The 22,914-nt window shown below is 64.1% G+C and carries 10 protein-coding genes and 1 tRNA gene; 10 read left to right on the top strand and 1 reads right to left on the bottom strand.

The window, feature by feature from the left end:
- Positions 1–17: 17 nt before the first annotated feature.
- The 5 genes from A8950_RS11725 to A8950_RS11745 all read left to right on the top strand — a co-directional run bounded on the left by A8950_RS11725 (position 18) and on the right by A8950_RS11745 (position 16,168).
- Positions 18–8,675, top strand: coding sequence for a DUF5801 repeats-in-toxin domain-containing protein (locus tag A8950_RS11725; protein WP_208109843.1), 8,658 nt, complete (start codon positions 18–20; stop codon positions 8,673–8,675).
- 192 nt (positions 8,676–8,867) lie between these two features.
- Complete coding sequence (locus A8950_RS11730; RefSeq protein ID WP_133613874.1) at positions 8,868–10,502, top strand: class I SAM-dependent methyltransferase; 1,635 nt, start codon at positions 8,868–8,870, stop codon at positions 10,500–10,502.
- A gap of 201 nt (positions 10,503–10,703) precedes the next feature.
- Entirely contained in the window at positions 10,704–13,238 is a 2,535-nt protein-coding gene (locus A8950_RS11735) for a type I secretion system permease/ATPase (protein WP_208109844.1), read from the top strand.
- A 20-nt stretch (positions 13,239–13,258) separates the two neighbouring features.
- Positions 13,259–14,587: an HlyD family type I secretion periplasmic adaptor subunit gene (locus tag A8950_RS11740; protein WP_133613875.1), complete on the top strand. Its 1,329-nt coding sequence runs from the start codon at positions 13,259–13,261 to the stop codon at positions 14,585–14,587.
- 192 nt (positions 14,588–14,779) lie between these two features.
- Positions 14,780–16,168, top strand: coding sequence for a TolC family outer membrane protein (locus tag A8950_RS11745; protein ID WP_133613876.1), 1,389 nt, complete (start codon positions 14,780–14,782; stop codon positions 16,166–16,168).
- Between the two features lie 137 nt (positions 16,169–16,305).
- Here the strand turns inward: A8950_RS11745 and A8950_RS11750 are convergent.
- A tRNA-Cys gene (locus A8950_RS11750) sits at positions 16,306–16,379 on the bottom strand.
- A 268-nt stretch (positions 16,380–16,647) separates the two neighbouring features.
- Here A8950_RS11750 and A8950_RS11755 point away from each other — a divergent pair.
- From A8950_RS11755 to A8950_RS11775, 5 genes are all read left to right on the top strand, one after another.
- Positions 16,648–17,319, top strand: a complete 672-nt coding sequence (locus A8950_RS11755; protein ID WP_243735619.1) for a protein-L-isoaspartate O-methyltransferase family protein — start codon at positions 16,648–16,650, stop codon at positions 17,317–17,319.
- Positions 17,320–17,329: 10 nt separating this feature from the next.
- Positions 17,330–17,671, top strand: coding sequence for a rhodanese-like domain-containing protein (locus A8950_RS11760; RefSeq protein WP_208109845.1), 342 nt, complete (start codon positions 17,330–17,332; stop codon positions 17,669–17,671).
- A 44-nt stretch (positions 17,672–17,715) separates the two neighbouring features.
- Complete coding sequence (locus tag A8950_RS11765; RefSeq protein WP_166645132.1) at positions 17,716–19,086, top strand: TolC family outer membrane protein; 1,371 nt, start codon at positions 17,716–17,718, stop codon at positions 19,084–19,086.
- A 273-nt stretch (positions 19,087–19,359) separates the two neighbouring features.
- The gene (locus tag A8950_RS11770; RefSeq protein WP_133613878.1) at positions 19,360–20,103 is read left to right on the top strand and encodes a DUF2497 domain-containing protein; all 744 of its coding nucleotides are present in this window, start codon (positions 19,360–19,362) and stop codon (positions 20,101–20,103) included.
- 93 nt (positions 20,104–20,196) lie between these two features.
- Complete coding sequence (locus tag A8950_RS11775) at positions 20,197–22,848, top strand: valine--tRNA ligase (protein WP_133613879.1); 2,652 nt, start codon at positions 20,197–20,199, stop codon at positions 22,846–22,848.
- Positions 22,849–22,914 lie beyond the last annotated feature (66 nt).

Here is a 22,914-nt window from a genome sequence, read left to right on the forward strand (position 1 = left end):
TGCCGGCGGGCGAGCCGGTGGTGCGCATCCAGGTGACGCCGGGCGAGACGATCCAGCTGCCCTTCCCGCAGGACGCGATGGTGGCGCGGCTTGACGACGGCAACGGCAATCTGGCGGTGCGCGTCGGCGACATCACGGTGATCCTGCAGGGCTATATCGCGGCGGTGGGCGAAGCCGACGTGACCCTGCTCGACAATACCGGCCAGCAGATCGACGTGGCCGCGGTGGTGGCGGCGACCGATCCCAATCTCGACATCCAGACGGCAGCCGGTCCGGCCGCCGGTGCGCCGGGTGTGGACAATACCGGCGGCGTGTTCGATCCCTTCGCCCCGCAGGCGGGCCTGGGCGGCCTCAATGCGGTGGGCGGCCTCAACCCGACGGCGCTGCAATACGGCCTGATCGAGCGCGAGGGCATCCTCACCGACGCGGAAGAAGAGGAAGAGGACACCACGCCGATCGTGGTGAACATCACCCAGGCGCCCCCGGTCAACGAGGACGACCTGCATGGCGAGCAGTATGACCGCAACCTGATCAACCGCCTGGAAGGCGAGGGTGGCGAGCAGTCGCCGGAAGGCCCGTCTTTTGAAGCGGCCGCGATCCTGGTCGACCAGGGCGGCGAGCCGAAATGGGTCCTGGCGCATCAGTATTCGGACGGCAACGATCCCTTCGACCGCAAGGACCACGAGGAAGGCAGCCAGACCGACACCTGGTTCGGCAGCCCGGCCGACGGCAAGAGCGGTCTGTTCCCCTTCATCTCCGACGACAATAACGGCCCGTTCCCGGGCGGCATCGACCAGGATCGCGAACCGACTTCGGTGACCGCGATCGTCGAGGCCAATTTCTTCGCCGACCTGCCCGGCAAGCTGGTGCTTGATGCCAATGGCAACGGCATCGACGATGGCGGCGCCGATGTGCCGCTGATGCGGCAGCTGGAAGCGATGGGCCTGACCTCGCATGGCCACGAACTGACCTACAAGCTGCTGCCGGAGGTGCCGGAAAGCGCGCCGGGCGCCAATGACGGCCAGGGCCAGATGGTGGTGGCCTATTATACGGTCATCAAATACGGCTGCCCGGTCAATGTGGTGGTCTTCACCATCGGCGTCGATGACGACGTGGTGAATTCCGGCGAAACCAACCTCGCCGGCAATGCCGAGTTCGGCATCACCTACACGATCTATGGCGTGCTGGACCACCCGGAGAAGGGCGGCGGCACCGAGGTCGGCAACGGCGTCGAGGACATCCTCAAGATCGAGGTGCCGTTCTTCCTCGATGATTCCGACAGCCCGCCGGTGCCGGGCACCTTCCCGGATCCGCTGGTGTTCCAGAACATCGACGACATGCCCTTCCTGGGCGAGGTCTGCTATGCCTCGTTCTGCGGCTTCGACGTGCCGGTCGCCATCGTCAAGGCTGACCTGACCATCGGCCATGACGAGACGCCGGGCGTGCAGGACACCAATTACGACACCAATGGCTGGCTGCCGGGCGGCCAGAACGAGACCGACGATGTCGGCGGCGGCCTGGCCAACTGGCTGGCCTGGATGGCCGACAACCAGCTCGACGGCATCGGCAACGGCTTTGCCTCGGGCGAGGACGTCAACATCGACTACCAGCAGGGCATCCTTGCCCAGCTGTCGAACGAGTTCCTCAACAACGGCAATTTCAAGGCCGACGTGCTTGGCGTCGCCAAGACCTACCTCACCGTCAGCTTCGGCGCCGACGGCAAGGCCAAGGGCAACGACCAGGCCGGCGACACCCTGTTCCGCCACGACAACGACACGCCGACCGACAAGGACGGCAACTATGTCGACGATCCGAACATCGAGGACAACAGCAACTGGAACAACAAGTCGGACGGCACGCCGACCCAGCCGAAGGACGGCACCGACAAGCGCGCCTTCGAACTGTTCATGAAGGACACCGACTGGAACAGCGACACCAAGGGCCAGGTGCTCGACAAGTCGGCCACCAACTGGACCATCAGCATGATGGTCAATGGCGAGCCGGTCGTGCTCACCGTCTATGCCTTCCAGCTCGACGCCAACACCATCATCGGCATGGCCTCGCCGACCGATTTCGAGGGCGGCAATGAAGGCGGCGGCGGCAACGACTATTCCGACACCGCGCGCCTGCTCCAGGGCGGCGAAGGCAATGGCTATGGCTGCGATATCGACGGCGAGGGCGATGGCATCCCCGTATTCATGCTGCGCCTCGATCCGGATACCGGCCAGCTGGTCTTCGTGCAGTACCACCAGATCAACAACCCGCAGGGCGGCAATGCCGCGCATCCGGATTGGGACAATTCCACCAACGACCCGATCCACCTGAAGGACGAGGACGGCAACCCGCTGGTCTTCTTCCAGGCGACCGATTTCGACGGCGACACCGTGACCGCGCATCTGCAGGTCTCGGTCATCGACGACGCGCCGGATGCCAAGGACGACAAGGCGGTCCTCAACGAGGAATCCTATCATCCCGACGGCACGCTGAATTCCGTCAGCGGCAACCTGGTGCTCGGGAAGAGCAATGACGGCATCAACAACGACAACAAGGGCGACAAGCTGTCGGTCGATGGCGACCACACCATCTCGGCGCTGAAATACGGCAACACCGTCATCAGCTTCGACTTCGACAGCGACACCGCGACGCCGACGGTCTATGGCGGCGGCGCCAGCGACGTCTCGAACATCACCTTTGACGGCCATGTGGTCGAGTTCGACACCCCGCACGGCCACTTCAAGGTGGTGGTCGATGCGTTCAATCCGGATCCGGTGGCGCCGGGCGACAATTCGTGGGAGACCCACGAGCTCGGCTATTACGAATACACCGCCAATCCGGGCAATAATTCCGAGAAGGCCTATTACGGCCTTGAGCAGAATGCCGGCGGCACCGAGCTGCCCGGCAACACCAATGCGATCCTCGCCAAGTTCGAAGTGGGCGGCCTCGACATCACCTCGTCGGCCGGCCTCAGCTCGAAGGTCGTCAATGCCGGCGGCAAGACCTATGCCGGCCTCGGCGTCGGCGGCGGCATCGATGGCGGCGAGACCGACGGCAACGAGTGGATCAAGATCAACCTGCCCGAAGACGTGAAGGCGGCCAAGATCACCGTCGGCGCGCTGTTCGACTCCAAGCCGGATGACGGCGTCTCGCCGAACTTCGACGATTTCAACGCCGAGGTGCTGGAATGGATCGCCTATGACGGCAACACCGAAGTCGGCCGCGGCAAGATCTTCGGCGACGCCGATGGTCTGGTGGACTTCTACGTCAATGTCGGCGTCGAGTTCGACAGCATCAAGCTGAAGCCGGTCGACAACGGCCAGGGCAACAGCGGCAGCAACTCGGACTTCCTGCTGGTCGGCGTCAAGACCTGCGACGAGTTGTGCATCGAGGAGAAGCTGCACTACGCCCTCGAGGACGTGGACGGCGACTATGACTGGGCCAAGCTGACCATCGACGTGCTGGATGGCGAGCCGAAGATCAGCCGCCATCACTCGACCCTCGAAATCACCATCGACGAGGACGGCCTGCCGGAAGGCAACAACAACAACACCAAGAACCCGGAAGGCGACAAGTTCGACAACGAAGGCGGCACCAGCAAGGGCGCCGACGAGGATGGCAGCGAAGCCACCGCCACCGGCCATATCAGCTACAACACCTATGCCGACGGCCTGGGCATGATCGCGCTCAGCTCGAACGCCAATCTCACCACCATCGACGGCAAGCAGGTGGTGTTCGCCTGGAACCCGGCCACCAACACCCTGATCGGCTATGCGGCGCCGGATACCGACCGCATCGTGATCACGGTCGAGGTCAGCAACATCACCAATAACGGCCTCGATTTCGAGGTGTCGCTGCTCGAGCCGCTGGATCACCCGGTCAACCACTACGAAGACAACCTCTATTTCGACTTCAAGGTGACCGTCGCCGACAAGGATTGCGACGTCGACATCGTCAACGTCCAGGTCAAGATTGACGACGACGTGCCCGAGATCTGCGCGCCGGGCTGCTCGAACCTGGTGGTCAATGGCAGCTTCGAGGATCTGGGCGGCCAGACCTTCGAAGGTGCGCGCGGCAATTGGGACGTATTCGCCTCGATCCCGGGCTGGAAGTCCGGCCTCTATGACGACCAGAACGGCATCCCCAACGGCGGCAGCTTCACCGGCATGGAGATCCAGGCGGGTGCGGTGACCAAGGCCAGCGACGGCAAGAACGTGCTGGAACTCGACTCCGACTCCACCAACGAGAACCAGCCGGAGCCGCAGAACACCAACACCTATGTCTACCAGGACATCGCCGGCACCAAGACGGGCAACAGCTATCTGCTGAGCTTCGACTATCAGCCGCGCGTCCATGAGCAGGGCACCAACACCAACGACGTCGAAGTGTGGTGGAACGGTGTCAAGATCGGCACGATCTCGGGCGACACGGCCGGCTGGCAGAACTACCAGTTCGTCGTGCCCGGCGGCCCCGGCGACTCCAGCCGACTGATGTTCAAGGCGGTCGGCAGTGACGACACCACCGGCGGCTTCATCGACAACGTGTGGGTCAGCTCCTGCGCGGTGGTCGACGAGGACGATCTGCATGACGGTTCCGACAGCTCGAAGGAGAGCCTGACGGTCCACGGCCAGACCGGCGTCAAGTTCGGCGCCGACGGCCCCGGCGGCTTCGGCAATCTCGGCATCGCCAGCCCGCAGGGCCTGGCGCATAACGGCACGCCGATCATCATGGTGGCGGGCCCGGCCGGCATCTTCTACGGCATGGCCGGTGCGACCAAGGTCTTCACCGTCGAGTTCACCAAGTCCGGCGGCGAATACGATGGCGGCTACAAGTTCACCCTGAACAACGAGATCGACCATCCGGAAGGCCAGGGCGAGAACATCACCAACATCGTTCTCAACTACACCGCCTATGACAAGGACGGCGACGGCGCCCAGGGCCAGATCGGCGTCAAGGTGGTGGACGACCTGCCGGAAGCCAACCTCGAGATCGACACCCGCGGCACCGTCGACATCGACGAGAGCCCGTACAACCAGCGCGACGACCAGAACGATGCCAACGTGCCGGCCAAGTTCCTGGTCCATGGCCCGATCATCGAATGGGCCAGGGACGGTGACTCGGCGGTCGACGTCTTCGCCGACTACAACGCCGACACCCCCGGCACCGCCGTGCTCTCGGTCGAAGTCGCGGCCCCCGGCACGGATTCCGGCATCGATTTCGTCGACCAGAACGGCACCCACCAGAATGTCGTGCTGACCAAGGAAGGCGATCTGGTCGTCGGCCGCGTCGGCGCGGGTCCGGATGCCGGCAAGGTGGTCTTCGCCATCGGCATCAGCGCGGATGGCAAGCTGGAAGTGGCGCAATATGCGCCGGTCCAGCATGACAACACTAAGGACCACGACGACAGCACCGACCTCATCAACAGCGCCCTCAAGATCAAGCTGACGGTGACGGATTACGACGGCGACGTCGCGACCGACACGGTCGATGCGGGCGACCTGGTGAAGTTCTATGACGACGGTCCGTCGGTCGACAGCCGGAAGAACGCGAAGGTCGTGGTCGAGGACGACGATCTGCCGCCGTTCGGCCAGGACGGCGGTCCGGGCGACGACAATGCCCCTTCCAACACCAAGGGCACGCTTGACCACAATTATGGCACCGACGGTGCCGGCACCACCCTGCTGACCTCGGCCAGCCTGCCGGGCGGCATGGGCTTCACCCAGGCGCTCAGCAATGGCGGCAAGACGCTGACCATCAAGCAGAACGGCGTCGACGTCATCCGGATCGACCTCAGCGACGATACCAGCGGCAACTACACGGTCACCCAGCTGGCCCCGGTCAAGCATCCCGACCAGAACAACAACTGGGAGAACAACGTCGATTTCACCGTCAACTATGTGGTGACTGACGGCGACGGCGACACCGCCAATGGCTCGTTCAAGATCGATGTCGACGATGACAGCGTCGATGCGAACTATGACGGCACCCTGGCGATCACGCAGCTCGACGTGCCGCAGGCGGGTGTCAACCTGCTGGCGAATGACGACGTCGGCGCCGACCAGCCGGGCCGTGTTACCGAGGTCAAGCTGGGCAACACCTGGTACGCTGTCGAGCAGGATGCCGATGGCAGCACCTTCAACATCAATGCCGATGGATCGAAGGATGGCGATGACAACTATGTCGGCAAGCTGACCATCGACAAGAACGGCAACTGGACCTTCGAACAGACCGAATCCTCCGAGGCCAATGACATCACCTTCCAATACCGGATGGAGGATGCCGACGGCGACACCGATACGGCGGCGTTCAAGGTCGATCTGCTGGAACGTCCGGATCTCGCCCCGGTTAACTACAACGACGCTGACTCGGGTAACGAGAACGCGCCCCAGAAGAACAACGTCATGATCATCCTGGACCGTTCCGGCTCGATGTCCGACGACATCGACCCGAACACCCCGGGCGACCAGACGCGGCTCCAGATTGCCCGCGCGGCGATCGAGAACCTGCTGGCCAAGTATGACCAGCTGGGCGACGTGAAGGTCATGATCGTGCAGTTCGCGACCGACGGCCAGCGCATGGAGTTCTGGGGCACCCCGCAGGAGGCCCTGGACTACATCAACAACAACGCGCCAACCGGCCAGTACACCAGCTACTCCGATGCGCTCGCCTTCGGCGCGGCTGGCCTCGGCGACGCGGACGGCAAGATCCCGGGCGCCCCGACCACGGTCTACTTCCTGTCCGACGGTGTTCCGACGGCGGATGGTGCCAATTCCGGCACCGACGACAACGAAGACCACTCGCTCACCAACGGCCAGATGACCAACTGGAACACCGCCCTTGAGAACAATGGCGTGACCAAGGTCTATGCGGTTGGCGTCGGCCCGGGCCTCAACGCCAATGACGACGATCTGAACGACGTCGCCAACCCGAACGGCAACGGCAACAACAACCCGGTGGGCGAGGTCATCATCGTGACCGACGAGAACGGCTTGGCGGCCGAGCTCGAGGATACGGTGAATGCCACCTCCATCGAGGGCAACGTCCTCGACGGCAGCCATACCTCGGGTGTGGGTGACACCGGTGTGCCGGGTGCGCCCGGCACGGCGGACACCGCCGGCGACGGTCCCGCGCATATCTATACCTTCAGCCACAACGGCGACGGTTCCGCCTTCGATGTCGAGTTTGCCTGGGATGGCGTCTCGGCCAATGCGACCCAGGTTGGTGTCGGTGGCACCAATGTGGTGATCAGCGGCCTGATCGTCAGCTTCGACACCGAGTTCGGCCGCATGGTCTTCAACATGGGCAATGGCGATTACGAGTTCACGCCGGGCTCCGTGACCGAGACCGAGAATGTCGTGTTCCACTACGGGACCAAGGACTCCGACGGCGATACCGATGCGGCGGGTGGCGACGATGCCGACAACGCCAACTCGGTCCCCGGCGGCGCCGACCTGGTCATCACGATCAACAACGTGAACCAGGCCCCGGTGGCGAATGACGACAACGCCGAGGGTTCGGAAAATGATCCGATCTTCATCGACTTCGCGACGCTGCTCGCGAACGACAATGATCCGGATGGCGATACGCCGCTGACCATCACCGGCGTCAGCAACCCGAGCAACGGCACGGTCGAGATTGTCGGCAACCAGGTGAAGTTCACGCCGAACGCCAACTACTCGGGCCCGGCCAGCTTCCAGTACACGCTGTCCGACCCGCTGGGCCTGACGGCGGTTGCCACCGTCAACCTGTCGATCGTGGCCGACAACACGGCGCCGGTGGGCAATAATGACAACATCATCACCAGCAACACCGGTAACTTCGTTGTGCCTGACGAGTGGCTGCTCCGCAACGACACCGACGCGGAAACGCCAAACCAGCTGGTGATCGACAATGTCACGGCCGGCGGTTTCTCGGGCTACTTCGAGAGCGGTACGCCGAGCCATGCGGGGACCAATGTCACCCTCAATCTCGATACGGATTGGAACTTCCCTGGTGACAACTATGTCCCGAACGGTGGGTCTACGCAGTTCGACTACACTGTAAAGGATCCGTCCGGCCTGAGTGATAATGCCACCGTCGGCGTGAAGTATGTGTCGACGGGTGGTGGCGCTGCGGCGTCCAATAAGCTGGAGGGTACTGACAGCGACGACATCATCATCGGTGACGGGTCAAATGAAACGCTCAACGGCGGCAAGGGTGACGACATCCTGGTCGGCGGCGGCGGCAATGACGTCCTCAACGGCGGCGATGGTGACGACTGGCTGATTTATGACAGCAGCGACACCTTCGACGGTGGCACCGGGTTCGACACGCTCAAATTCCTGAGCGGTGTGGATATCGACATCGACAATGAAGGTGGCAGCAACAACTTCATTGGCCGCGTGGACAATATCGAAGCCATCGACCTGCGCAACGGCGCGAATGATGACTTCGGTAACTCCGGGGAAAGTGGTGAAGGTGGCGAAGGCAATGGCCTGAGCGCGCAGGACGTCATCGACATCACGGATGGAGACAACACGCTCTACATCTATGGTGACAATAGCGGTGACGAGGTCCGCTTCCAGGGCAACTGGAGCCAAGGTTCCGACTATGTCGCCGGCGGCATCACCTTCACCACCTGGACCAATGGCGGTGCGACCGTCTATATCCAGAACACGGTGGATGTTGACAACAACGTCTAACCCTCCGACCTTGAGGGAATGAACAGGGGCGGGGCCTTCGGGTCCCGCCCTTTTTCTTTGTGGGGGGGTGGCTTCACTTAAACTTTTGCTTAACCAAACCGCTCTATCTCTTTATATATACAGCAAGTTTACTGGCGGGCCGGTTTTGGGGACGGGGCGGCGTGCCTGGCAGGGAAGGGGAGCCCGCTATCCATGGCGATTTCTTCGGTCTGGTCGCAGGGTTATGTGACCGACACGCTCTATACCGACAACATCTTCCGCGAACAGGCGCCTTCCTGGATCAATTACGTGGCGGCCCTGAACGGCTGCGTGCCGCGGCCGCTCGACCGGCCCTTTTCCTATCTGGAACTGGGCTGCGGCATGGGCCATTCCATCACCATCTTCGCCGCCGCCAATCCGGAGGCGCGCTTCGTCGGGGTCGATTTCAACCCGGCCCATATCGACCACGCCCAGCGCCGTGCCCGGGCGCTCGGCCTCTCCAACCTGACCTTCGTCGAGGCCAGCTTCGAGGATCTGGCGGCCGATCCCGCCGGCCAGGGCATCGCCCGGCCGCTGGGCTTGGTCACCGGCTCGGGTGCCGCGGGGCAATACGATTTCATCACCTTCCACGGCATCTATAGCTGGATCCGGCCGGCGGCGCGGGCCGCCATGCAGCGCATCTGCTTCGACCGGTTGCTGCCGGGCGGCTTCGTCTACAACAGCTATAACTGCCTGCCGGGCTGGGCGGCCGAGGTGCCGGTGCAGCGCCTGGTGAGCGAGTTCGCCCGGGTGGGCAGCGGCGATTCCACCGCCCGCGCCAGCTTCGCCTTCAGCCGCATCGACGAGATGGCCAAGATCAAGTCGGGCTTCTTCGCCGCCCTGCCCAACCTCGCCCGGCAGATCGGCAATCTGCAGAAGAAGCCGGGCAACTACCTGGCGCATGAATATCTCAACGGCGACTGGAACGCCTTCTACGCCACCGACGTCGCCGAGGAAATGGCGCGGGCCAAGCTGGATTACGTGGGTGCCGCGACCCTGGCCGAGAACCATGCCGATCTGGTGCTGACCGAGGAGGCGCGCAAGGCCGTGGCCGCCCAGGCGGACCCGGCGCTCCGCGTGCTGATGCGCGATTTCCTGGTCAACCAGCGCTTCCGCCGCGACGTCTTCGTGCGCGGCCATGCCCGCCTCGGCACCCGCGCCCAGCAGCGGGCCAAGGCGGATCTGCCGCTGGCGGCGGCCAAGCCGCTCGGCGACCTCAAGCCCAGCTTCAAGGTGCCGCGCGGCACTGTCACCTTCGACATCCCCAATTTCGACAAGCTGGTCGCCCTCATCGGCCAGGGTGCCGCCAGCGAGCGCGAGCTTGCCGCCGCCTTCGTCGGGCAAGGCGGCAAGGTGCAGGATTTCGGCCGGCTGCTCAACATCCTGGTGGCGACCGGCACCCTCTCGCCGGCGGCGCGGTCGCATCAGCCGGCCCCGCTCACGCGGCAGAAGAACGGCGCCACGCCGCGCCAGCGCCTGACCCTGAAATCGAACGCGGCGGAATTCCAGGCGGCGCAAGAGAACGGCACCGGCGCCGCCTTTGCCAGCCCGGTTTCCGGCAACGTGGTCCAACTCGCCGCCAGCGATCTGCTGGCGCTGCAGGAATGCCTCACCGGCAGCCAGACCGCCGCGGCACTGGCCGAAAAGATGCAGGTCGCCATGGGCAAGCGCGGCATGCGCATCCTGCACGAGGGCAAGGTGGTCTCCGAGCCGGCCGCCCAGAAGGCGCGGCTCGAGGCCCAGGCGACGACCTTCCTCGACCAGACCCTGCCGTTCCTGCGCGCCACCGGCGTGCTGGAAACGGCATGACGGCGCCCCCGCCGGGCGCAACGCCGGGTTAACGAATTGCGCCTAGAATTGCCGTCCCGACATTTTGCTGCGGCGCGGAAAGTGAGGTTGATCACTTTTTGCCCGGTTTGGGTAAAAGGTCACAGCCGCCGGACTTATCATCCGGTCCGAATATGGTAAAAGTCGCCCCCGGAACGCCCTGAAAGCACTGGACCAAGCGTCATGTCGTCAAGCCAGAACACCGGTACCAGCCCCGCCCAGCCGGCCGCCAAGCCCGTCACAGCTTCACCCGCGCCCACCAATCCGGGTGTGAACCCGAAGGCGGCTACGGCTGCGCCGGCAGCAGGCCCGGCAGCGGGCCAGGCGACAGGACAGGCAGCGGGCGCCCAGCCTGCCGCCGGTGGCAACCCGGCGGGTGGCCAGGCCGATGCGCAGGCGGCGGCCCTGGCGGCCAAGCTGCAGGCAGCCATGGCAGCCGGCAACGCCCAGGCCTCAGGCGGCCAGGCCTCAGGCGGCCAGGCTGCGGGTGGCCAGGCTGCGGGCGCCCAGGCGGCGCCCGGCAGCCAGGTGGCGCCCCAGGCGGCGGCTGGCATGCCGGCGGAATATTCCGGCCCGACCATGCGCGAGGACGCGCTCCTCACCTGCCTCGTCATCGTCACCCGCATCTTCAGCAATCCGCGCTCGCCGGCCGCCATCGCCCATGGCCTGCCGATCGGAGAGGACGGGCTCAGCCCCGATCTCTTCCTGCGCGCCGCCGACCGCATCGGCCTCGCCGCCAACAAGCTCAAAAAGCGCCTCGATCAGGTCGATTCCATGACCCTTCCGGCGGTGCTGCTGCTGAAGGACCGCAAGGCCTGCGTGCTGCTCTCGGTGCCGAAGGACGGCAAGGTCGAGGTGGCGACGCCGGACACCATGGATGGCTCGCACACCATCCCGGTCGCTCAGCTGGCCGACCTCTATACCGGCCAGATGCTGGTGGTGCGGCCGAAGATCCGCCTCGACACGCGCTCCTCCGAGATCAGCGAGGCCAAGCCCCGGAACTGGTTCTGGGGTGCCGTCATGCGCTACACCCCGGTCTATTTCGAGGTGATCGTCGCCGCCCTGCTGGTCAATTTCTTCACCATCGCCACCTCGCTCTTCTCGATGCAGGTCTATGACCGCGTCGTGCCGAACAAGGCCGAGGATACGCTCCTCATGCTGGCGGTCGGCGTGCTGCTGGTCTTCGGCTTCGATTTCGCCTTGCGCACGCTGCGCGCCTATTTCCTCGACGTGGCCGGCAAGTCGCTCGACCGCAAGGTGTCGTCGGCCATCTTCCAGCAGATCCTTTCCATTCGCATGTCTGCCGGCCCGCAATCATCCGGCGCCTTCGCCAGCAACATCCAGCAATACGAAACGTTGCGCGACTTCTTCACCTCGGCGACGCTCTCGGCCATCATCGATCTGCCCTTCGTCATCATCTTCCTCGTCATCATTTTCGTCATCGCCGGCAATGTCGCCATCGTGCCAGCGGTGCTGATCCCGGTCGTGATCCTGGTCTCGATCCTGGTGCAGTTCCCGATGAAGAAGGCGGTCGAGCGCTCGTACCGTGAAAGCGCGCAGAAGCACGCGACGCTGGTCGAGGCGATCAACGGCCTCGACATGATCAAGGCGACCTCGGCGGAAGGGCAGTTGCAGCGCGATTGGGACGGTTATGTCGCGGCCAGTTCCGAATCCGCCAAGACCTCGCGCTTCTGGTCGACCATCGCGGTCAATTTCGTGATGATGTCCTCGAACCTCGCCTTCGTCGGCGTCATCCTGGTGGCCTGCTACCAGATCTTCACCCACGATCCCGCCTCCGACGTGGCGCCGCTCACCACCGGTGCCATGGTCGCCGCCTCGATGCTGACCAGCCGGGCCATGGCGCCCTTGGGCCAGATCGCCGGCCTCATTGTGCGCTTCCACCAGTCCTGGACCTCGCTGCAGGGTCTCAACCGCATGATGGCGCTCCCGGTCGAGCGTCCGCAGGGCAAGGTCTTCCTGCGCCGCCCGGTGATCGAGGGGGCGATCGAGTTCCGCAATGTCAGCTTCAAATATCCCAACGCGCAGACCAACGCCCTCGAAGGCGTCTCGTTCAGGATCCAGCCGGGCGAGCGGGTCGGCATCGTCGGGCGCATCGGCTCCGGCAAGACGACGATCGAGCGCCTGGTCCTGGGCCTGTTCGAGCCGACCGACGGCGCGGTGCTGATCGACGGCGTCGACATCCGCCAGCTCGACCCCACGGATCTGCGCCAATCGGTGGGCTGCGTGCTGCAGGACCCGCATCTCTTCTTCGGCTCGGTCAAGGACAACATCACGCTGGGCGCCCCTTATGTCGACGAGGCCTCGGTGATCCGCGCCGCGACCCTGTCCGGCGTCGACCAGTTCGTGCGCCAGCACCCGTCCGGCTATGACATGCCGGTGGGCGAGAACGGGCGCTATCTCTCCGGCGGCCAGCGGCAATCGGTGGCGGTCGCCCGCGCGCTCCTGCTCAACCCGCCGATCCTGCTGCTCGACGAACCCACCTCGTCGATGGACAATTCGACCGAGAATGCCTTCAAGGCGCGACTCTCCGAGATCACGCAGGGCAAGACCATGCTGCTGGTGACACATCGCAATTCGATGCTGTCGCTGGTCGACCGCCTGATCGTGCTGGATCGCGGCAAGGTGGTGGCGGACGGGCCGAAGGCGGGCGTGCTCGACGCGCTCATGAAGGGCCGCATCCGGGCGAACGAAGGCTGAGAACAGCGAGGTCAAGGACCATGTCGATCACCAACAAGGACCTCTGGGTCGATCCCGCCGCTGCCGAGCGGGAAGGGACCAAGATGTTCGGTCATTTCCTGCTGGCGGCCATCTTCATCGTCGCGGCGGCCTTTCTCTTCTGGTCGCATTGGGCGATCCTCGATGTCATCACCCGCGGCGAGGCCAAGGTGGTGCCCAGCAGCCAGACCCAGGTGATCCAGAGTCTCGACGGCGGCATCCTCGAGGACATGAAGGTGCGCGACGGCGAACTGGTCGAGAAGGGCCAGCCGATCCTCATCATCCGCAACGACACTGCGGTGGCGAGCCTCGCCGAGCTGACGCAGCGCTATTACATCGCCGCTGCTGCGGTGGCGCGTCTCAAGGCCGAGATTGCCGGCGTGCAGGCGCCGGAGGAAATCCCCTTTCCGGAGGACGTGGTCGAGAAGGCGCCGGAAAAGATCGAGGCGGAGAAGGCGCAGTTCACTGTCCGCTTCGCCCAGTTGCGCTCGCAGCAGGCGACCCTCAACGACGAGGTGAACCAGCGCGAGCAGCAGGTGCGGGCGATCGACACCAAGATCAAATCGGCGCGCAGCCTGATCGGCACGGCGCAGAAGCGGCTCGAGAACCTGATCAAGCTGCGTGCGGCGGGCGGCGCCGGCGAGAACGAGGTGCTGGAGGCGCAGCAGCAGGTGCAGCAGTTCCAGGCCGATATCGAGAACGCCCAGGCCGAGCGGCCGGGGGCGGTGGCGGCGTTGGAAGCCGCCAAGTCGAAGAAGGACGAAGCCGTCGCCACCTATCGCGCCCAGTCGGCGCAGGAACTGGCCAAGCACCAGTCCGACCTCGCCACCGTGCGCGAATCGATGAAGGACGCCGGCGCCAAGGTGCGGCGTACCGAGGTCAAATCGCCGGTCAAGGGCACTGTCAAGGACATCAAGATCCGCACTATCGGCGGCGTCATCCAGCCCGCCCAGGACATCATGGAAATTGTTCCTATCGAGGACAACCTCCTGATCGAGGCGCAAATCCGGCCACAGGATCGCGGTTTCATCGCGCCCGGCCAGCCCGCCAAGGTGAAGATCACGGCCTATGATTTCTCGATCTATGGCGGCCTCGACGGCGTGGTCGAGGACATCAGCGCCGACGCGATTGAAAATGAAAAGAAAGAGTTGTATTTCCGGGTGAGGATAAGGACCGACAAGAGCTTTCTGGTGGGGAAGGAGGGCGAGAATCTGCCCATTATTCCCGGCATGACCGCGTCGGTCGACATCCTGACAGGAAAGAAAACAGTCCTAGAATACCTGCTGAAGCCGATCCTCAAGGCCAAGGAACAGGCCCTGACGGAGCGCTAGTTGGGCAGAAACCTTCCGAAATCCGTCATCAACCGGACTAGAAAAAGTTGCTGCATCAACAGGCTAAATCGGGTAGAAGGATTTCGTGGAATTGCATTAAAATATGCTTAACGGCGCGAAGGCGCTGAGTATCCCGTGCACGAATCGGGACGAATTGGTGGACGGGGACAAATCTCTCTTGGGGGTAGACGCATGATTGAAGTAACTCGCAAGCGCGTTTCGAAGGCGCTTCTGCTGAGCGCCGCTGTCGGTCTGACGGTGGGCGTGGGCTCAACCGGTGCCCAGGCCATGTCGCTGCAGGAAGCCGTGCAGCTTGTGGTGACCACGAACCCGGTCGTGGGCGAGCAGGTCAAGAACCGCCGCTCGATCGATCATGAACTGCGTCAGGCGCGCGGCCTCTACCTGCCGCAGATCGATGCGCAGTTCAACATCGGCCCGGAATTCTCCGAAAATGGCAGCGTGGATCGTCCCGACCCGGTGCTGGACCAGGGGCCGCATGACAACGGCCGCTGGCTGGTGCGTCGTGACGCGCAGGTCAGCCTGCAGCAGCGCATTTTCGACGGCGGCTTCACCGATAGCGAAGTCGAGCGTCAGATCAGCCGAATCAAGTCGCAGGCCGAGCGCATTCAGGACGAGGCCCAGGTTGAATCGCTCGAGGCGGTGCGCGTCTATCTCGACGTGCTGCGCCACCAGGAGCGCGTCACCAATGCCGAAGCCAATGTGCGTGCGCATGAGGAAATCCTCGGTCTCGTGCAGTCCCGCGCCGAACTTGGTGGCGGCAACATTGCTGATGTGCGCCAGGCCGAAGCCCGTCTCGCGACGGCGCGTTCCAGCCTGATCCAGATCCAGGGCGATCTGCGCAACTCGCAGGCCGAATTCGTCCGCATCGTCGGCCAGCCGGCGTCCGAACTGCAGCCGGTCATGGCCGGCCCCGACATGCCGATCCCGGCCGATGTCGAGCAGTCCGTCGCGCGCGGCCTGCAGATGAACCCGAAGATCCGCCTCGAGAAGCACGACATCGACGTCGCGCAGTCGGAACTCGACAAGGAAGATTCGGTCTTCTGGCCGCAGGTCAACCTCGAGGTCACCGGCAACGCCAACCGCTGGAACAACGGCGTCGAAGAGCAGACCTACAACGCCTCGGCCCAGGTCTTCGTCCGCTACAACCTCTATCGCGGCGGCGCCGACATCGCCCGCTCGAAGGAGTTCAAGGAGCACATCAACGAGCAGCTGGAACAGCTTCGTCAGCGTGAGCGCGAAGTCGAGGAGGATGTGCGTACCTCCTGGGCTGACCGCCAGACCCAGCAGGAGAGCGTCGAAAACCTGACCAAGCAGGTCGACGCCAACCAGCAGACTAAGGACGTCTATCAGCAGCAGTTCGATATCGGCCAGCGCGGCCTGCTCGATCTGCTCGATGCGGCCAACGACCTGTTCAACTCGCAGGACGATCTGATCACCGCCCGCTCGCAGGAGATCTTCACCAACTACCGCATCCTCGCGGCGCAGGGTGAGATGGTCCAGTATGTCGGCGCGGTGATGCCAGTCGAGGCGACGCCGGATGAGGTTACCTACGCCGAATAAGCGTCGGTATCTGCCGGAAGGAATTGCCCCGCGGCCCTGGCCGCGGGGTTTTTCTTTGCGCCACGGGCAAGTGCGCCGCCAAGCCCTTGCCGGCAGCGTCGTCCGTTTGCCATGGGTAGATCGTCTGGGCTGGAAAGTGGAGGCCCGGGCCGGAATCGAACCGACGTACGAGGATTTGCAGTCCTCTGCATGGCCACTCTGCCACCGGGCCCCGGGGCCGCCGCGCACAAGGAAGGGCAGGGAACGAATCCTGCAATCGCTGGCTGAGCGCCAAAAGGCGAGGGGACGTATAGAGCGGTGAGGGTGCAGGGTCAAGGGTGCGCCGGCGCTGCCCGATCCCGCTTGTCACCAACGCATTTCTTGTGGCGATGCGGCATTAAGGTTATATATCGCAACAAGATTCAACGGGCCGGCCGGGCTGGAAGTGCCAAGCATTTCAATGCAGTGCCAGCTCGACAGGCAGAATGGGGACGGGACAGATGATGACCGCAGCAACCGGGGATTTCGCGGCCGCGCGGCGCTTTATGGTGGATGGCCAGATCCGCACCAACAAGGTGACGGACGAGGCCCTGCTGGCCGCGCTGGCGGCCCTGCCGCGCGAGCGTTTCGCTCCGGCGGCGCAGCGGGCGCGGGCCTATGTCGATGACGACCTGCCGCTCGGCAATGGCCGATTCATGATGGAACCGATGGTGGTGGCGCGCCTCATCCAGGCACTCCAGCCGGTCGGGGCGGCGAAGGTTCTGCTGGTTGGCGCCAATACCGGCTATGCGGCGGCGGTACTGGCAAGGCTGGGCGCGCAGGTCATCGCCCTGGAAAGCGACGGCAGCCTGGCGGAGAACGGCCGCGCCGCGCTGGCGGGGCTGGATTTCCCGGGCTCGGTGGAATTTGTGGTCGGCAGCCTTGTGGCCGGCCATGCCGCCCGGTCGCCCTATCACGCGATCCTCGTCGAGGGCGCCGTCGAGGCCGTGCCGGATACCCTGACGGAACAATTGGCTGATCAGGGGCGCCTGGCGACCGTGGCGATCGAAGGCGGCGTCGGCCGGGCCGTGCTGATGACGCGAACCGGCAGGACCGTTGCGCGCCGCGTTCTGTTTGACGCCAACGTGCATCTGTTGCCGGGCTTTTCGCTGCCGCGTGGCTTTACCTTCTGACGGTGGCGTGATGTTGGGGGCGGACGGGCTGCAGATCGACGCAATGTCGCTCCGCGCCATGATGGAAGCGGGCGTCGCGGTAGAGGTGCTTGATGTGCGCGAGCCTTGGGAGACCGCGATCTGCAGCATCGGGTCGAGCCGGAACATTCCTCTGGCCGAACTGGCTGACCGCTGCGACGAGTTGACCGAATGCGCCGGCGAGACGCCGCTGGTGGTGGTCTGTCACCACGGCATGCGCAGCCTCCAGGCGACGCTCTGGCTGCGCCAGCAGGGCTTCGGCAACGCCGTCAACCTGGCCGGCGGGATCGATGCCTGGGCATTGCGCGTCGAGCCAACCATGCAACGATATTGAATTGGACGTAGTCAGTGATGAACACGATTGGACGGGTGGCAATCATGAAGCGGCGGTTTTCTGGTAATTTCCTCACCGGCGTACTTGCCCTGCTCCTGACTGGCTCTGCGGCCGCGTCGGCGCAGGCAGTCGAGCTGACCGAGGCGCTGGCCCAGGCCTATTCCGGAAACCCGACGCTCGACGCGGCGCGGGCATCGCTGCGCGCCACCGACGAAGGCGTGCCGGAGGCCCTCAGCGGCTGGCGCCCCACGATCATCGGGCAGGCCGAAGCCGGCAAGACATGGGTCGACCAGAACACGCCCATGCTGATGGATGATGATTTCGAACCGCGGCGCTTCGGCGTGACCGTTTCGCAGCCGATCTTTAACGGGTTCGAAACGGTGTACAGCACGTCGGCTGCGGAGAAGCGCGTGCTGTCCGGCCGCGCCAGTCTCGAAGACACCGAACAGCAGGTCCTCTTCCAGGCTGTGCGGGCCTATATGCAGGTGGTGCGCGACCAGGCCGTGCTCGAGCTCAATCGCAACAACGAGCAGGTGATCGCGACCCAGTTGCAGGCAACAAATGATCGCTTCGAGGCGGGCGAGGTCACGCGCACCGACGTGGCCCAGGCGGAATCCCGCCTGCAGGGCGCCATCGCCGGGCGTATCGCCGCCGAGGGCAATCTGACGGCTTCGATCGCCGTCTATCGTCAGGTGATCGGCCAGGAACCGGTCGACCTCCGCATGCCGACGCAGCAGCTCGTCCTGCCCAGCAGCAAGGAGGAGACGGTCGCAGGTTCTGCCGGGGCGCCTCAGGTGATGGCCGCCAAATATCTGTCCGAAGCGGTAAAGGATGACATCGACGTCGCCTTCTCCGAATTGCTGCCGACGGTCTCGATTGAAGGTTCGTGGTTCCGCAACGAGGAACAGAACGCCAGCGACACCGGGCAGGATTCGGGTCAGATCATGGGCGTGCTGCGGGTCCCGCTCTACCAGGCGGGCGCACCTGATGCGCGCGTGCGTCGGGCCAAGCAGCTCTATCAGCAGTCGCGCCGCCAGATCGAGGAGGCAAGCCGAGCCAGCGAGCAGACCGCCGTCGACGCCTGGCAGGCCCTGGAAACGGCCGAGGCGCAGATCCTCTCCTTCGAGGAGCAGGTGCGCGCGACCGAAGTGGCGCTGGACGGCGTCAAGCAGGAGCAGCTTGTCGGCGCCCGTACCGTGCTGGATGTTCTCGATGCCGAGCTGGAAGCGCTCAATGCCAAGGTGAGCCTGGTGGAGGCGCAGACGACAGCGGTTGCCGCCCGATACGCCGTTCTGGGCGCCGTGGGACGCCTCACAGCCAAGGAGCTCGGGCTCGATGTGGGACTCTATGATCCCGCAGAGCATTACGAGGGCGTCCGGGACAAGTTCATCGGCACAGGACCCTCGGTAGATTAGCTGGGCAGGCCGGCTGCGCGGGATTCAACACGTCAATTTGGACGCAGCACGGCCCCCAACATCTGGTGCGGGTCATGCCGCATTTTGCCATTTCTTGAGAAATGCCAATAAAGACGTTAGGATAACCGACATGGCTGAGGGCGACTCGGCACGGCATGCTGTTTGCTTCGGGCTCGATACGGGCATGTTGTGGCCAGGGCGCAGCGGCGCTTGATCGACACGATGCTTTACCGGGGGGATGCCCCGGGCTTTACCCCGGTCAGGGATTGGTGAATGGCGGACGCCAAGGGCAATCAGGAACCGTCGATGGAGGAAATTCTAGCCTCCATCCGACGAATCATTTCCGAAGGCGAGGAGCCGCAGGACACGGAGGCCGCCGCCCCAGCGGCCAATGGCGCCGCCAATGGACATGCCGAAGAAGATGACGACGATGCGCTGGTTCTGACCGATATGGTAGTCGGCGACAGCAATGTCGTCGAACTGAAGGAGGAGGCGCCGGCACCGGTTGCCGCTCCGGAACCTGCTCAGGAGCCGGAACCGGAACTTGAAGCCGCGCCCGAACTCGCCCCTGAACCGGCCCCAGCGGCGGAGATCGAGGCGGAGCCTTTCCAGGCGGCAGAAGCCCCGGCCGACCTGGGATCGGACGAAATCGAACTGGACGAAGAGGCGAGCATGCCGCCGGCAGAACCGGCGCCTGCATCGCCGGGCGGATTTGCCGTGACGCCGCAACCTGCCGAGCCGGCCGCTGCGGCCGCGGAAAATGCCGAGGAAGCGCCGCTGGTGTCGCCGGATGTTGCTGCTGCCAGCGCCGCCACCATGGCGCAACTGGTGGCGCGCAAGGCCTCGACGGCGATGCCGCGAAACCAGACGCTGGACGGTCTTCTGGTCGAAACCCTGGTGCGCCAGGCCGTCGAGCCGATGCTGAAGGACTGGCTGGACCAGCATCTGCAGGAGATCGTCGAGCGCCTGGTGCGCCGCGAGGTCGAACGCCTGTCGCGCAAGGCCGAATTGAGCTGAATTCGGCAGGAATCCGCCCGTTTGACTAGCCCCCCGGGATCGGTATAACTCCCGGCAATCCTCGCATTTTCCTGACATGAAGGTTGGCCAGCGATGCTGGAAAAGACGTTTCAACCCGCCGAGGTTGAGAAAAAGCATTACGACGCCTGGGAGAAGGCCGGCGCCTTTGCCGCCCATCCCACCTCGAACAAGGCGCCCTATACCATCATGATGCCGCCGCCCAATGTGACGGGCAGCCTGCATATGGGCCACGCGCTTACCTTTACGCTTCAGGATATCCTCATCCGCTATCAGCGCATGAAGGGCCGCGATGCCCTGTGGCAGCCGGGCACCGATCATGCCGGCATCGCCACCCAGATGGTTGTCGAGCGGCAGCTGGGCGAAAAGGGCTTCAAGCGCACGGACCTTGGCCGCGAAAGATTCCTGGAAAAGGTGTGGGAGTGGAAGGCTGAATCCGGCGGCACCATCACGCGCCAGCTGCGCCGCCTTGGCGCCTCGCCGGATTGGCCGCGCGAGCGCTTCACTATGGATGAGGGGCTCAACAACGCCGTCCGCAAGGTGTTCGTCGAGCTTTACCGCCAGGGCCTGATCTATCGTGACAAGCGTCTGGTCAATTGGGACCCGAAGCTGCACACGGCAATCTCCGACCTCGAAGTCGTGCAGAAGGAACACAAGGGCCATCTGTGGCATTTCAAGTATCCGGTCGAGGGGCAGGAGGGGCGCTATCTCACGGTGGCGACGACTCGCCCCGAGACGATGCTGGGTGACACCGCCGTTGCCGTGAATGCCGAGGACGCGCGCTATCAGGATCTCATCGGCAAGCATCTCGTCCTGCCGCTGGTCGGCCGGCGCATTCCGGTCGTGGCTGACGACCATGCCGACCCGGAAACAGGATCGGGCGCGGTGAAGATCACGCCGGCGCACGACTTCAACGATTTCGAGGTTGGGCGCCGTCACAGCCTCGAGATGATCAACATCTTCGACAAGGATGCGCGGCTCAACGAGAACGTGCCGGAAGCCTATCGCGGCCTGGATCGCTACGAGGCACGCAAGCGGGTCGTGGCCGATCTCGAGGCATTGGGCCTGGTCGAGAAGATTGATGACCACACGCTGATGCTGCCCTACGGCGACCGTTCAGGCGTCGTCATCGAGCCCTGGCTGACCGACCAGTGGTATTGCGATGCGCATACCCTCGCCCAGCCGGCGATCAAGGCGGTGGAGGAAGGGCGCACCGTCTTCGTGCCGAAGCAGTGGGAGAACACCTATTTCGACTGGATGCGCAACATCCAGCCCTGGTGCATCTCGCGCCAGCTGTGGTGGGGCCATCAGATACCGGCCTGGTACGGTCCGGACGGCGAGGTCTTCGTCGCTGCCGATGAGGCCGAAGCCAAGGAGGTCGCCGACAAGCACTATGGCAAGGCGGTCGAGCTCAACCGCGATCCCGACGTGCTGGATACCTGGTTCTCCTCGGCATTGTGGCCGTTTTCGACCCTCGGCTGGCCCGAGCAGACCCCGGAACTCGCCCGCTACTATCCTGGTGACGTTCTCGTCACCGGATTTGACATCATCTTCTTCTGGGTCGCCCGGATGATGATGATGGGCATGCATTTCATGGGCGATGTACCGTTCCGCACGGTCTACATCCATGCGCTCGTGCGCGACGAGCACGGCCAGAAGATGTCGAAGTCGAAGGGCAATGTCATCGACCCGCTCGACCTCATCGACAAATATGGCTGCGATGCCCTGCGCTTCACTCTGACCGCCTTGGCGGCTCAGGGCCGCGACATAAAAATGTCGGAGAACCGCGTCGAGGGTTATCGCAATTTTGCGACCAAGCTGTGGAATGCGACGCGCTTCTGCCTGATGAACGAATGCCGCGCCGACCCGGCCTTCGACCCCGCCAGGGTAAAGGCGCCGGTCAATCGCTGGATGATCGGCAGGCTTGCCGCCTGCGCGCAGAATGTCGACCAGGCGATGGCGCAGTATCGCTACAACGATGCGGCGGCCGCGCTCTATCGCTGCATCTGGAACGAGTTCTGCGACTGGTATGTCGAGTTCACCAAGCCGATCATCCAGGGCGAGGACGAGGATCTGAAGGCGGAAACCCGGGCCTGCACGGCCTGGGTGCTGGGCCAGTTGCTGCATCTGCTGCATCCCTTCATGCCCTATATCACCGAGGAATTGTGGCCGCAGCTCGGCGCTGCCAATACATCCTTGTTGATCACCGAGCCCTGGCCGGATTTCGGAACGCTGAACGTCGATGCCGAGGCAGGCGCCGATCTCGACTGGGTTATCCGGCTGGTGTCGGAGATTCGCACCCTGCGGGCCGAGATGAATGTGCCGCCAGGGCCGCAGATCCCGGTCCTCATCCGGGATGCGGGCGCAAGGACGCTGGCTCGCCTCAGGGCCTATGACGATCTCATCCGTCGCCTTGGCCGCATCGAAAAGATCGATGTGCTGGCGGGCGACGGCCCAAAGGGGGCGGCCCAGATCGTCATCGACGAGGCGACGGTCCTGCTGCCCCTGGCCGGTCTCATTGACGTGGAGAAGGAGCGGGCGCGCCTTACGAAGGATCTCGACAAGGCGTCGGCCGAGGGTGAGAAAATCGCCAAAAAGCTGGCCAATGCCCAGTTCGTGGCCAAGGCCGATCCGGCAGTGGTGGAGGAACAGCGCCAGCGGCTGGCCGAGATCGAGCAGATGCGGCAGAAGCTCAATCTGGCCCTGGAGCGCCTGGCGGGCCTATAGCCGAGACTCCTTCGTCATTCCGAGGCACGACCAGCGGGATCAGGTATGGGCGGGCAAGTTGCGTCG

Source organism: Dongia mobilis, from assembly GCF_004363235.1.
In the GTDB taxonomy this organism is placed as follows: domain Bacteria; phylum Pseudomonadota; class Alphaproteobacteria; order Dongiales; family Dongiaceae; genus Dongia; species Dongia mobilis.